Here is a 13075-nt window from a genome sequence, read left to right as displayed (position 1 = left end):
TCTCTTCGTCGATGGCGGCGAGCGGCTCAACCAGCGCGGCCTGAACGCCGAGGACTATAATGCCAAGGATTATGATGATGCGAGGCGTGGCAATGAGTCGTAAGGGACTTTTGCACCGCGCCATTGTCTCCGTGGGTTCCAATATCGAACCGGCCAGCCATCTTGCCCGGGCAAAAGAACTCCTCGAGGCTGAAACGAGCCTGCTGGCGGTGGCGGATACCATTGAGACGGAGCCGGTGGGTTACCGGCACCAGCCGGATTTTCTCAACACCGCCTACCTGATCGAAACAACACTGGAGCGGGATGCCTTCAACGCCTACCTGAAATCTGTGGAGGATCGATTGGGCCGGGTGCGGGGTCCGATCAAATCCGGTCCGCGCACCATCGACCTGGATCTGGTGGTCTGGGATGGGGTTCTGCTCACCGAGGATTACCGCCGCTATCAATATGTGTCGGTGCCGGTTGACCAGCTGGCTGAGACCTGGGAAATTGAAGTCCATTCACCAGCCGATAGCCGCTGATTACCTCTATTCATGGCCCGGATGGTGACAATAGGTCGGAGTGAGTGAAATTTTCTAACTTTTCCTTATAATGGCCGACCCATCTGGTTAACAACTTGTCTTGGAGATCTATCGTGAAAGCACCTGTACGTGTGGCCGTCACTGGCGCCGCTGGCCAAATCAGCTATTCCCTGTTGTTCCGCATCGCCGCTGGCCAAATGCTCGGTGAAGATCAGCCGGTTATCCTGCAACTGCTGGAAATCACTCCCGCTCTTGGCGCACTGGAAGGTGTGGCGATGGAGCTGGATGACTGTGCATTCCCGCTGCTGGCTGGCATTGTTCAAACGGACGACCCGAATGTCGCCTTTAAAGATGCCGACTACGCGCTGCTGGTAGGTGCCCGTCCCCGCGGTCCGGGCATGGAGCGCAAGGACCTGCTGGAAGCCAATGCTGCGATCTTCTCCGTACAGGGCAAGGCGATCAACGACAACGCTTCCCGCGGTATCAAAGTGCTGGTGGTGGGCAATCCCGCCAACACCAACGCCCTGATTGCCCAGCGCAACGCGCCGGACATCAACCCCCGTCAGTTCACGGCCATGACCCGTCTGGATCATAACCGCGCCATGACCCAGCTGGCCCAGAAAACCGGTACCACCATCAATGATGTCAAGAAAATGACCATTTGGGGCAACCACTCTTCCACCCAGTACCCCGATCTGCACCACGCCACCGTCAATGGCAAAACCGCCATAGACCTGGTTGACCAGGCCTGGTACCAGGAAACTTACATCCCCGAAGTACAACAGCGCGGTGCGGCCATCATTAAAGCCCGCGGTGCTTCCTCTGCGGCTTCCGCTGCCAACGCCGCCATTGCCCATATGCGCAGCTGGGCACTGGGTACTGCGGAAGGTGACTGGGTGAGCATGGGTATTTACAGCGATGGCAGCTACGGCATTGCCGAAGGCCTGATCTACTCTTTCCCCTGCGTTTGCAAAAACGGTGACTGGGAAATTGTTCAGGGCCTGGACGTCAACGACTTCTCCCGCGCCAGAATGGCCGCTACCGAACAGGAGCTGGCTGAAGAGCGCGATGCAGTGAGCCACCTGCTTCCCTAACGGGGAAACCGGCACTGCCAAAGGCGTCCTCCGGGGCGCCTTTTTTGTTTCTGTGCGGTTTGTTGTGACCTGCGAAGGGTGATCCAAATGGTCTAAACTGCTCTTAGGAGAGGAGCAACGATGGTCACCCTCACTACATTGACAAACCAGGCCAGGCAACTGGTGCTGACCCCCAACCGCTCAATGGATCGGCGCGACAATCTCTGCGTATTGCTCGCCGCCGCAACTATTTTACTGATTACCGCCACGGCAATGGCGCTCAAGGGTGCCTGGCTGGTGCTGCCCTTTGCCGGGCTGGAAATCGTCGCCTTGGGGGCGGCCATGCATTTCACCCTGCGCAAACTGGACTGTCGCGAAGTCCTCACCCTGCAGGACGGTGAGCTGATTCTCGAGCGGGGCCGGGCAAAACCGGAATTGAATCTGAGATTTCCCGAACAGGCGGTGCGTATCCTGATGGCTCGCCCCGAGCGCCCCTTGAGCTTGCCGGATATCGACCTGGTGGCCCTCGGGCACTGTTATCACCTCGGCACCTTTCTGAATCGGCCCGACCGCTTCAGACTGGCCAGCCTGCTGAAAAACCAGATGCACCTACGGGTCGCCAGCCATGATGCCTATCACCACACCAGCTTCTGATTTTTTTGCTAAAGTGCAGCCTGCTGTTAACAAACCATAAGGAGACTCCCATGGCCTTTCCGCAAGTGGGCACGGCCGCGCCGCAATTCAGCCTGCAAAACCAGCGTGGTGAAACCGTTGAACTGAGTGATTTCAAGGGCAGCAAAAATGTGGTGCTGTATTTTTATCCCAAAGCGATGACCCCCGGTTGTACCGTGCAGGCCTGCGGCATTCGCGATGCCAAGGATGCCTTTGCCCAACTCGATACAGTGGTGCTCGGTGTCAGCCCCGACCCTTACCCCCGTCTGGCGAGATTTGAGGAAAAACAGCAGCTCAATTTCGATTTGCTTGCCGATGAAGACCACTCTGTCACGGAAAGCTACGGTTGTTGGGGACCGAAAAAATTCATGGGTCACGAGTTCATGGGCGTACTGCGCACCAGCTTCGTGATCGACAAACAGGGCAAGATTGCGCTGGTGATGGACAAGGTGAAAACCAAGACCCACCATGACGATGTGCTCGGCTGGATACAGCAAAATCTGGTTTGAGAAACTGCGGCTATCGCGCTAAAGTCGCCCCTTTCCCGAATAACGCACACTACTGAGGTAACTGAATGTCTCTTGATTTTTCCCAGGTCGTCATGGCGGCGGCTGCACCCTCCCAGGAACCGAACCCGATCGTGACCATACTGATGTTCGGTGGCTTGTTCGTTTTCATGTATTTACTGATCATTCGCCCCCAGCGCAAGCGCCAGAAGGAGCACACGGAGTTGACCAAGACCCTCAGCAAGGGCGATGAGGTCATTATGAACAGCGGTATGCTGGGTAAAATCACCAAACTGGATGATGACTACCTGGTACTGCTGGCGGGCAACAATGTGGAGCTGAAATTCCAGCGCGCTGCGGTGCACGCGGTGTTGCCAAAAGGCACCATCAAGGAAATCTGATGGGAACAGGCCGCTGACGCGGCCTTTCTTTTGCCTATGATTCCATTTCCCGACAAACTCAACTTGGCCCAGACGCCGACACCGCTACAGCTGCTGTCGCGGCTTTCCGCAGCGGTGGGCAAACGCATTTGGGTCAAGCGGGACGATATGACCGGCTGTGCCATCAGTGGCAACAAGGTGCGCAAGCTGGAATTCGTACTGGCCCAGGCGCTGGCGGAGGGGGCCGATACCCTGATCACCTGTGGCGGGCTGCAATCCAACCATTGCCGCGCCACGGCCATCATCGGTGCCCAGCTCGGTTTGAAAGTACATTTGATCCTGCGCGGCGAACCGCCGCAAACCCTGGATGGCAATCTGCTGCTGGACAGCCTGTGCGGGGCCGAAATCAGTTGTTATCCGCTTGCCGAATATCGCCAGCTGCCGGCGCTGTTTGCGCACTGGGCCGATTATTATCGCCGCCAGGGGCGCACACCGTTCCCGATCCCCACCGGGGCCAGCGACGGTATCGGTGCCTGGGGTTATATCAACGCCGCCACCGAACTGGCCGCACAGCTCAAATCGGAAGCCATTGTCCCGGACGCCATTGTTTGCGCCAGCGGTTCCGGCGGTACCCAGGCGGGCCTCACCCTGGGCTGTAAACTGAACGAACTGGCCATCCCTGTGGTGGGCTTTGCGGTCTGCGACGATGCCGCCTATTTCCACCACAAGGTTCGCGAGGACATGCGCGACTGGCAGCGCCGCTACCAGTTGCCGCTGGATGTGGAGTCATTGAGTCTCCATGTGAATGATCGATACATCGGCCCCGGTTATGCCAAGGCCACTCCCGAGGTGTTCGCCACCATTCGCCGCCTGGCGGCGCTGGAAGGGCTGCTGCTTGATCCGGTATACAGCGGCAAGGCCTTTCACGGCATGTTGCGGGAAATTGCGCAGGGCCAGTTCCAGGATGCCCGTGAGCTGGTGTTTATCCATACCGGCGGCCTGTTCGGCCTGTTTGCCCAGCGGGATGAACTCGGCCTGCCATTGCCCTCCATCGGGTAATTTTGATTATTCACCGACAAGAGTCCTCCCCATGACATTGCAAAGCCTGATCAACGCCGTTAACGGATTTATCTGGGGACCGGTGATGCTGGCACTGATTCTCGGTACCGGTCTTTACCTGACTCTGGGGCTGCGGGGCATGCCGATCAGAAAGATCGGCTACGGTTTTCGGCAACTGTTTCTCGGACGCCGGGGCAGTGGAGAAGGGGATATCAGCCCCTTCAATGCCCTGATGACCTCCCTCTCCGCCACCGTGGGCACCGGCAATATTGTCGGGGTGGCCACCGCGGTCAGTATCGGCGGGCCCGGGGCCCTGTTCTGGATGTGGTGTACCGCGCTGGTGGGCATGGCCACCAAGTACGGTGAGGCTGTGCTGGCCGTGCATTACCGGGAAACCGATGAGCGGGGCAGGAAAGTCGGCGGTCCGATGTATTACATTCGCAATGGCCTCGGCCCAAAATGGGCCTGGCTGGGGCTGCTGTTTGCACTGTTTGGCGCGCTGGCGGGTTTTGGCATTGGCAATACCGTGCAAGCCAATTCCGTGGCCGATGCCCTGCACACCAGTTTTGGCATTCCAGAGACTGTCTCAGGCATTCTGATGGCGATACTGGTGGGGCTGGTGCTGTTGGGTGGTATTCGCCGTATCGCCAATGTGGCGGGCAAGCTGGTGCCCTTTATGGCGCTGCTCTACCTGGTTGTTACCCTGACCATCCTCGCCATCAATATCTCCGCCATACCCGAGGCGCTGGTACTGGTAGTAAAAAGTGCCATTTCGCCGGCAGCGGCCAGCGGTGGTTTTGCCGGGGCCACCATTATGCTGGCCCTGCGCATGGGCGTCGCGCGGGGCATCTTTTCCAATGAGGCCGGGCTGGGCAGCGCCCCTATCGCCCATGCGGCGGCGGAAACCGATAACCCGGTGCGGCAGGGCACCATTGCCATGCTCGGTACCTTTATCGATACCCTGGTGATTTGCAGTCTGACCGGCCTGGTGCTGATCACCACCGGTGCCTGGAACAGTGGGGAGCAGGGGGCTGCGCTGACCAATCTGGCCTTCAACAGTGCCTTGCCCTACGGCGACCACATCGTTTCCCTGTGTCTGGCGCTGTTTGCCTTCACCACCATTCTGGGCTGGAGCTACTACGGCGAACGCTGTGCCGAATACCTGCTTGGCGTCAGGGTGATTGTGCCTTTCCGGGTGCTTTGGGTGCTGGCGGTCTATCTGGGCGCCACCCTGAAATTGGGCCTGGTGTGGAGCATAGCCGATACCCTGAACGGCATGATGGCGATTCCCAACCTGATCGGTTTGCTGTTGCTGAGTCCGGTCATCTTCAGGTTGACGCGCAGCTATTTTGCAACAGAAAAATAGCAAGCTGGCATCCGGAGATTGGGGTGGTGAGTGACCAGTGTCTCCACGCTTTCACGCCGGGGCCTTTCCCCTGGGAAGAAAGCACTGTGCTTTCAGGCATCCCTCTCGGGAAATAGGATGGACCAGCATGCGTTCGAGCCGGCTAGCAAGCTCAATCCGCCGCAATCGGGCCTGTTGCAAGGGCTGGCGCCCACCTCCCTGGCCACGGCGAAAGTAGACCTTGAGTTCGCAGTGGAGGCGCCCATCGGATTCGTGGCGTATGAAGACGGCCATTTCCTCTGCGTGCTAGGTTCTCTGGTACTCCGACAGGAATAGCGTTTTGAGATGGTCCAACGATTCCGTTGCCAGCATGGCGTCGCCGAGATTTTTGACAAACCAGTTATTCATTTATTGCTCAATCTTCTTACCTGCTGCTGTACGCATTTGCAGCGTAGTCTGGAACGGGCAGCTGAAGTCCGCCGTTGTTAACGGTCTTCACTAATACCGGTATTCACGCCGTTCAGGCTGAGCACATTTTTTTCCCGCCAATATTCTTCAATCCCGGTCTTGCCGCACTTTTCGGCCCAATTTGTCAGGGTTGGCCGCTCCCCCTAGTACCAGCCGAAGGTCCAGGTCAAATATTTGCCTGGCGCCGGGGTGGTCCGGGAAGTGTGAAATGAGGCTCCCCCAGTTTTCGTGCTTTGGGTAAATGACCTGTGCTGCACCGTATAGCCTGAGGATAAGCGGTTGCTTCTCGAACGAGCAAAACATGATGGTCATTCTCGCGTTTTCAAGCACGTGGGCAGCCGTTTCGTTGCCGCTGCCGGTCAGGTTCAGCCATATCACTCTGTTGGGCGCCAAAACCCTCAGGCTATCCACATGCCCTTGGGTGAGACATTGACGAAGCCTTCCGCCCCGGCTGAGCCCACGAAGAACATATGCTGACTTTTAATAAATTCAATATGTTGAGCGGTTAAGCTATCAAACTGTTGATCCACTTGATTCTCCTGTTTATTGCGCTTCAATATTCACTAAAGTGCCCGGAGTTATCGGTTTCCCCGCACCGCAACAGGCACTGCCGGTTCGGTCAAAAGACCATTGGGCACGGCCGCAACAGGTGGCGACAATCGGATTCATTACCTTTATCCATCGAGCAACGCGCGGGGTCGCTGTCGACGGTTCGCCGAAGGCACGAGATGTCGATCAATAATGGCCCTCACTGTAACACTGCCCATCCATCCCATCACCCTAACTGATGTAAGGTTATTTGCTGCGAATAGCTGGCTATCCACAGGCTGTGATTGGATAATCCGTGAACAATGGGAGGGACTTTCAGCATGTCAGCGACACGGACATTACAACTGCCAGCAGATGAGCTGGCGAAAAAAGTTTCATCGCTGCATTTTTTCAAGGAGATCGCCCGCGATGATCCACAGCAGTTTCACGGGCTGCTTCAGCAATCCCGCCTTTATTCCCTCGACCCCGGAGATACTTTTTTGCGGCAGGGTGAGCAGGATAGTTGGCTCTATTTCCTGATGCGCGGTGAACTGCTGGTTTGCGATCCGGCAGACCACAGCCGGGTGATCGGTGTGCTTATTTCCGGGGAGGTGTTTGGCGAGATCGCCATGATGACAGGTGAAAAACGCACCCTGGATATCGTGGTGCCGGATCACATCCGCGAAGTGATCGTCTTTGCCACCGATTTCACCGGCCTGGCTCAGCTCGATGACAACAGCGGGATGAGCCTGGATACCAGACTGATGGTTTATCGCCAGATCGTACAAATCCTGCGCTGGCGCATCGAACTGTACCGCACAGCCTTTCCCGGCACCGAGCTGGCCAGGGTGCCCTTTAAATTGATACCCCGTGCAGAACCGGGCGATGCGGGGGGGGAACTCGCAGCCTACCGGGAGTACGCGTTGTTTCTGGCGGGGCGCTTGCAGCAGCTCAACACCAGGTTGGGTCCCATGCCAGGTGCCGCAGCCAAGCCCTTCGCGTAGGCTATCGGGTCGCCGCTTTCCAATCTTGCCGGTGCTCGATTACCATAGCCCCACTGATGTGGAAAACCCTGTATTGTGTCAGCCGTAGCCCGGCGGAGAACTGATTTGAATGCCAATGTGAAAATTGCGCTGTTTACCCTGGCGCTGGTCGTTATCTGGTTTCTCAGTGGAGCGGTATCCAATGGCGGTGACAAACCGGACCGGCAACAACAGCTGGTGGCATCGCAGCTGACCAAAGTGCGGGTGTTGTGGAGCGAGGCGGAGGAATACTCCCGCCAGGTGGTGGCTCGGGGGCGCACGGCACCCAACAGGCAGGTGACCTTGAAAGCCGAGGTGAGCGGCCGGGTGGTGGCCGTGCCGGCTGCCAAGGGGCAGGCGGTCGCCGAGGGCGATGTGATCTGCGAGTTGGCCAGGGAGGATCGACCCCAGCGGGTGGTAGAGGCCCAGGCAGCGGTGGACCAGGCTGAAATTGATTATCAGGGCGCCCTGAAACTGAAGCAGAAGGGGTACCAGTCCGAATCGGCCATCGCCCAGGCCAAAGCCCGACTGGAAAGCACCCGCGCCATCCTGGACCAGACCAAAATCAACCTTGCCAATACCCGTATTGTGGCGCCCTTTGCCGGCTTTATAGACGACCGTCCCGTCGAGGTCGGCGACTACATGGATCGCACCAACATCTGCGCCCAACTGGTGGAGATCAACCCGTTGAAGGTGGTGTCGCGACTCTCCGAGCGGGAAGTGGTCAGGGTATCTCTCGGCGGTCAGGCCCAGGTGAAGCTGGCCACCGGTCAGGAGGTAAAGGGTGAGGTGGTCTATCTCAGTCACCTTGCCGATCCCCAGACCCGTACCTATGAAATGGAAATTTCCCTTGCCAATCCCGAGGGCCGTTTGCGTTCCGGCGTCGCCAGTCAGGTGCTGGTGACCGCGGATCACGTGCTGGCTCACCGGGTGCCCGCTGCGCTGTTGGCGTTGGGAGACAAGGGGCAAGCGGGGCTGAAGATTGTTGACGAGTACGATCAGGTGCTGTTCGTTGAACTCACTCTGGTGGGCGAAGACGGCGAGGGTATCTGGGTGACCGGATTGCCGCCCAAAGTGCGGATCATTACGGTGGGTCAGGAATATGTCTCCAGCGGCGAACAGGTGCTGGCCGAAGAGGATGTGCGGTTGTCAGCGGACCAGCGCACTCTATGAACTTTCTCGAGCGGGCGATCAGCCATTCACGGGCAACCATTTCGCTACTGCTGTTTGTGTTGATCGCCGGGGTGTTTGCCCGCGCCTGGATCAGTGTCGATCTGAATCCCAATGTGACCGTGCCCTTTGTGATGGTGATGGTCACCCATCAGGGGATATCGCCGGAAGATGCCAACCGGCTGTTGGTCAAGCCGCTGGAAACCGAACTGAAATCCCTGGATGGCGTTGAAGAGCTCACCGCCCAGGCCCGCGAGGGCTCCGCCTACGCCGTGGTTGAGTTTGAGCCGGAGATCGATATCGACGCAGCCCTGGCGGATGTGCGCGAGGCAGTGAATCGCGCCAAGGCGGATTTCCCGGATGACACTGACGAACCGCTGGTAAAGGAACTGTCCGCATCACCTGAGCCCACGGTGGTCATCACCTTTTCCGGTGATCAACTGACGGAGCGGGAACTGTTTCAGATCGTCCGGCAATTACGCCAGGAAATAGAGGGCCTGCCGGAAATTCTCGAAGCGAATCTGGCTGGCGATCGCGAAGAAGTGTTGGAGGTACTGCTCGATCCCTCCCGCCTCGAGCATTACAACCTGACGGCGGAACAGCTGCTGAAAACCGTTTCCGTCAACAACCTGTTGATTCCAAGTGGCGAGTACGACACCGCCCAGGGGCGTTTTGGGGTCAAGGTGCCGGGGCTTATCGAAGACCGGGATGATGTGCTCTCCCTGCCGGTCAAATTCAATGCCGACGGGGTGGTCACCCTGTCGGATGTGGCGGACATCCGCCGCACCTTCAAGGATCGCGACAGTTTCAGCCATATCAACGGCCGTCGCGCCATGGCCATTGAGGTATTCAAGCGCAACAAGGCCAATGCCATTCTGGCGGTGGATGCCGTTAAAGGGGTGGTGGAAGGGGCCGCAGATCGCCTGCCCCAGGGCGTGGACATTAACTATATTTTTGATGCCTCCGATTTTGCCCTGCAAATGGTCGATGAACTACAGGGCAATATTCTCAGTGCCATCGCCCTGGTCATGGTGGTGGTGGTGGCCGCATTGGGAATACGCTCGTCACTGCTGGTGGGGCTGGGTATTCCGTTCTCCCTGCTTGGTGCCACCATCATTGTCTACCTGCTCGGATACAGTTTTAACTTCATGGTCATTTTCGGTCTGCTGCTGGCGATGGGCATGTTGATCGACGGCGCCATTGTGGTGGTGGAGTATGCCGACCAGCAGATTCTGGAAGGCTACAGTCCTCGCCAGGCCTATGTGGCCGCGGTGCGCCGTATGTTTTTGCCGGTGGTGGCTTCCACCGCCACCACCCTGGCGGTATTCCTGCCGCTGATGATGTGGCCGGGGGTGGTGGGCGAGTTCATGTCCTACCTGCCGGTGACGGTGTTTGCGGTGCTGAGCTGGTCGCTGCTTTATGCACTGTTTTTTGTGCCGGTGTTGGGCGTACTGTTCGCCGGTAAAGTTAAGCCGGCCGCTGCGGCCGATCAGGCTCGACAGACCCAGGAGCTGGATGCCAATCTCGGTCCCCTCGGGCGCGTCTATGGGCGTTTTATCGGCAAGGCACTGGCCAGCCCGGTGGTCACGGTTGCTGGCGTAGCCTCGCTGTTGCTGGTGATTTTCATGCTGTATGGCACGTTTGGCCGCGGTGTGTCGTTCTTTGTGGACACAGAAGACCGCTACGGCATTGTCGCCGTGCGCGCCCAGGGCAATTTGCCGGTGGCGGAAATGGCGCGTCTGTCCGCAGAAGTGGAACAGCGGGTGATGGCCGTACCCCATGTGAAAGCGGTTTATGCCGCCACCCAGGGCAACGGTATCGGTTCCAATCTGGAGCGGGCCAAGGACCAGATCAGCAATATTCTGGTGGAGCTGGACCGGGCCAGCGATCGGGATGTCAGCAGTCACCAGGTGTTTGCGCAAATCCGTCGGGACACCGAGGCCATGGCGGGGATTATTGTCTCCGCCGAACCGGTACAAGGCGGCCCTCCGGTGGGCAAGGATATCCAGATCCAGCTTTCCTCCAACGACCGGGAGGCCATGCGCGAGGTGGCCCATCGTATCCGTTATCACCTCGAGAATGAGGTGACAGGGCTGCTGGATATTGACGATACGTTGCCCCTGCCGGGTATCGAGTGGGAGCTGGTGGTGGATCGTGCCGAAGCCGCCATGCTCGGTATCGACACGCTGCAGGTGGGCAATATGGTGCAGTTGGTGACCAACGGCATCAAGATTGGTGAATTCCGTCCCGACGATGCGGAGGATGAAGTGGAAATTCGCGTCCGCTATCCGGCAGCGGACCGGGGCTTGTTCGCACTGGACGAATTGCGGGTGACCACGGCGAACGGTGCGGTGCCGGTGAGCTCCTTTGTCGCCCGTTCGGCCAAACCCCGGGTGGACAGCATCCAGCGTATTGACCGGATGGAGGTGTTGATGGTGCGGGCCAATACGGAAGACGGTGTGCTGCCGGATGACAAAGTCGGGGAGATCCAAACCTGGCTGCAATCCGAACAGATGGACCCGGCGGTACGAATCGACTTTCGCGGCGCCAATGAAGAGCAGCAGGACTCCATCGCCTTCCTCGGCGTGGCCTTCCTGATGGCGCTGTTCCTGATGCTGATCCTGATGGTGATGCAGTTCAACAGTTTCTACCAGGCCTTCCTGATCCTGTCATCGGTGGTGATGTCCACCGCCGGTGTGATGCTGGGGCTGCTGGTCATGCAGCAGCCGTTGAGTGTGTTGATGTCCGGTATCGGTATCGTGGCGCTGGCGGGTATCGTGGTGAATAACAATATCGTGTTGATCGATACCTATAATCACCTGCGCCGGGAAAATCCTGCCATCACCGCCCTGGTGGCTGCACAGACAGCAGCCATGACTCGGCTGCGCCCGGTATTGCTGACCACGGTGACCACGGCGGTGGGACTGATGCCGCTGGCCTGTAACATCAGTCTGGATTTCGTGCACCGGCAGATCGAAGTGGGCGGTGAATTGGCTTCCTGGTGGCAACAGTTGGCGGCGGCCATTGTCAACGGCCTGATGTTTTCCACCATCCTGACGTTGCTGGTGACCCCGGCCATGCTGGTGCTTCCGGAATACTTGCTGCGCTACCTCAACAAAGGACTGTCATCATTTGCCACGGATCGTGCGGGGGTATGATGCATTCCCTGAAACGAACCTGTGGGATGTTGTTTCTCGGCTGGATGGGGTTCAGCGCAGCCTTTGCCCTGTGGTCACTGGCGGCGCAGTTTGCATGGCCCTGGCTGGGAGTGCTGCTGGCGGCCAGCGCACCATTGGTCAATCACTTTTGGCCCTATGATCGCGGCCGTTCCATGAATATGAAGGTGCGCCTGCCGCTGGTTTCGCTGCTGGTGATGATCGGGGTCGCCTGGGTACTGTTGACCGTTCCCGAGCGCGGCCGGCCCCTGTGGTTGCTGCTCGGCACGCTCGGCAGCTTCCTGCTGCACACCTATTGGGCCGGCGGTGACGATGCCCGGCACTGATATTCCCCTGCACGATCTTCTGGCGGACGTTCGCGCCTGCCGGATTTGTCCCGATCTGCCTCTCGGTCCCCGTCCGGTGTTGAGGGCAGAGTCGAGTGCAACCATCCTGGTGATCGGCCAGGCTCCCGGCACCCGGGTGCACGCCAGCGGCATTCCCTGGGACGACCCCAGCGGAGAGCGGCTGCGCAGTTGGATGGGCCTCTCGCGGGAGCAATTCTATGACGCCTCGCGGATCGCGATTATGCCCATGGGGTTTTGCTATCCGGGAAGAGGGCGATCCGGTGATCTGCCGCCTCGCAAGGAATGCGCGCCGCAGTGGCACCGGGCGATTCTGGATCGGTTGCCCAACCTGAGCCTGACCCTGCTGATCGGCCAATACGCCCAGTCGTATTACCTGAAGGATGAGTACTCAACCCTGACTGACAGGGTGAAACAATGGCGCCGCTATCTACCTGATTTCCTGCCATTGGTACATCCCTCGCCGCGCAACCGCCGCTGGCTGAGCAATAATCCCTGGTTTGAGGAACAACTGGTGCCCAATTTGCAATCCGAGATTGCACTGAGACTCAGCTCACCTATGATAGTCAACAAGTCGTAACAAGGGCTGTGACAGGGGGTGTACTCCCGTGCGGCCTACAGGGAGTTTGCATGAGCAATCCATTTCTCGATAAATCAAACCTGGTGCGCGTGGCCGCTTCCGGGCTGAAGCTGGGTATGTTTGTCGCCGAGCTCGACCGCCCCTGGCTGGAAACACCATTTCTGTTGCAGGGGTTTGTGATTCGCCATCCCTCTGAAATCCGCAAACTGCAGGAATACTGCGACCACGTAT

Annotated in this window: 14 protein-coding genes; 13 read left to right on the top strand and 1 reads right to left on the bottom strand. The window is 58.4% G+C overall.

What is annotated here, in order from left to right; all coding sequences use genetic code 11:
• Window positions 1-92: 92 nt before the first annotated feature.
• The 7 genes from folK (at window position 93) to ABY948_RS06635 (ending at window position 5577) form a co-directional block, all read left to right on the top strand.
• Window positions 93-521, top strand: a complete 429-nt coding sequence (gene folK, locus ABY948_RS06665; RefSeq protein WP_461481740.1) for a 2-amino-4-hydroxy-6-hydroxymethyldihydropteridine diphosphokinase — start codon at window positions 93-95, stop codon at window positions 519-521.
• Between the two features lie 113 nt (window positions 522-634).
• Complete coding sequence (locus ABY948_RS06660) at window positions 635-1615, top strand: malate dehydrogenase (protein ID WP_461481739.1); 981 nt, start codon at window positions 635-637, stop codon at window positions 1613-1615.
• A 120-nt stretch (window positions 1616-1735) separates the two neighbouring features.
• On the top strand, window positions 1736-2248 hold the full coding sequence (locus ABY948_RS06655; RefSeq protein ID WP_461481738.1) for a DUF2244 domain-containing protein: 513 nt from the start codon (window positions 1736-1738) through the stop codon (window positions 2246-2248).
• Between the two features lie 50 nt (window positions 2249-2298).
• Complete coding sequence (bcp, locus tag ABY948_RS06650; RefSeq protein ID WP_461481737.1) at window positions 2299-2775, top strand: thioredoxin-dependent thiol peroxidase; 477 nt, start codon at window positions 2299-2301, stop codon at window positions 2773-2775.
• Between the two features lie 65 nt (window positions 2776-2840).
• A complete protein-coding gene (gene yajC / locus ABY948_RS06645; RefSeq protein WP_461481736.1) occupies window positions 2841-3173 on the top strand; it encodes a preprotein translocase subunit YajC in 333 nt (110 codons plus the stop codon).
• 30 nt (window positions 3174-3203) lie between these two features.
• Complete coding sequence (locus ABY948_RS06640) at window positions 3204-4211, top strand: 1-aminocyclopropane-1-carboxylate deaminase/D-cysteine desulfhydrase (RefSeq protein ID WP_461481735.1); 1008 nt, start codon at window positions 3204-3206, stop codon at window positions 4209-4211.
• Window positions 4212-4242: 31 nt separating this feature from the next.
• Window positions 4243-5577: an alanine/glycine:cation symporter family protein gene (locus ABY948_RS06635; RefSeq protein WP_461481734.1), complete on the top strand. Its 1335-nt coding sequence runs from the start codon at window positions 4243-4245 to the stop codon at window positions 5575-5577.
• An 845-nt stretch (window positions 5578-6422) separates the two neighbouring features.
• On the opposite strand, the gene ABY948_RS06630 is transcribed toward ABY948_RS06635, so the two are convergent.
• The gene (locus tag ABY948_RS06630; RefSeq protein ID WP_461481733.1) at window positions 6423-6554 is read right to left on the bottom strand and encodes a hypothetical protein; all 132 of its coding nucleotides are present in this window, start codon (window positions 6552-6554) and stop codon (window positions 6423-6425) included.
• A 339-nt stretch (window positions 6555-6893) separates the two neighbouring features.
• On the opposite strand from ABY948_RS06630, the gene ABY948_RS06625 reads away from it, so the two are divergent.
• The 6 genes from ABY948_RS06625 to ABY948_RS06600 all read left to right on the top strand — a co-directional run.
• Window positions 6894-7556: a cyclic nucleotide-binding domain-containing protein gene (locus ABY948_RS06625; protein ID WP_461481732.1), complete on the top strand. Its 663-nt coding sequence runs from the start codon at window positions 6894-6896 to the stop codon at window positions 7554-7556.
• A gap of 105 nt (window positions 7557-7661) precedes the next feature.
• Window positions 7662-8747 carry an efflux RND transporter periplasmic adaptor subunit gene (locus tag ABY948_RS06620; RefSeq protein WP_461481731.1) on the top strand — a complete coding sequence of 362 codons (1086 nt, stop codon included), beginning with the start codon at window positions 7662-7664 and terminating at the stop codon, window positions 8745-8747.
• Window positions 8744-11902, top strand: a complete 3159-nt coding sequence (locus ABY948_RS06615) for an efflux RND transporter permease subunit (protein WP_461481730.1) — start codon at window positions 8744-8746, stop codon at window positions 11900-11902. Before ABY948_RS06620 ends, ABY948_RS06615 begins: the two co-directional genes overlap by 4 nt.
• Window positions 11899-12246, top strand: coding sequence for a hypothetical protein (locus ABY948_RS06610; protein ID WP_461481729.1), 348 nt, complete (start codon window positions 11899-11901; stop codon window positions 12244-12246). Before ABY948_RS06615 ends, ABY948_RS06610 begins: the two co-directional genes overlap by 4 nt.
• The gene (locus ABY948_RS06605; protein ID WP_461481728.1) at window positions 12233-12844 is read left to right on the top strand and encodes a uracil-DNA glycosylase family protein; all 612 of its coding nucleotides are present in this window, start codon (window positions 12233-12235) and stop codon (window positions 12842-12844) included. Before ABY948_RS06610 ends, ABY948_RS06605 begins: the two co-directional genes overlap by 14 nt.
• Before the next feature lie 50 nt (window positions 12845-12894).
• Window positions 12895-13075: DUF3391 domain-containing protein (locus tag ABY948_RS06600; protein ID WP_461481727.1), on the top strand; the 181-nt coding region annotated here is incomplete at its 3' end.

It is taken from the genome of Porticoccus sp. (assembly GCF_041592135.1).
Lineage (GTDB): Bacteria > Pseudomonadota > Gammaproteobacteria > Pseudomonadales > Porticoccaceae > Porticoccus.
This window is presented reverse-complemented; position numbering and strand designations above follow the sequence as displayed.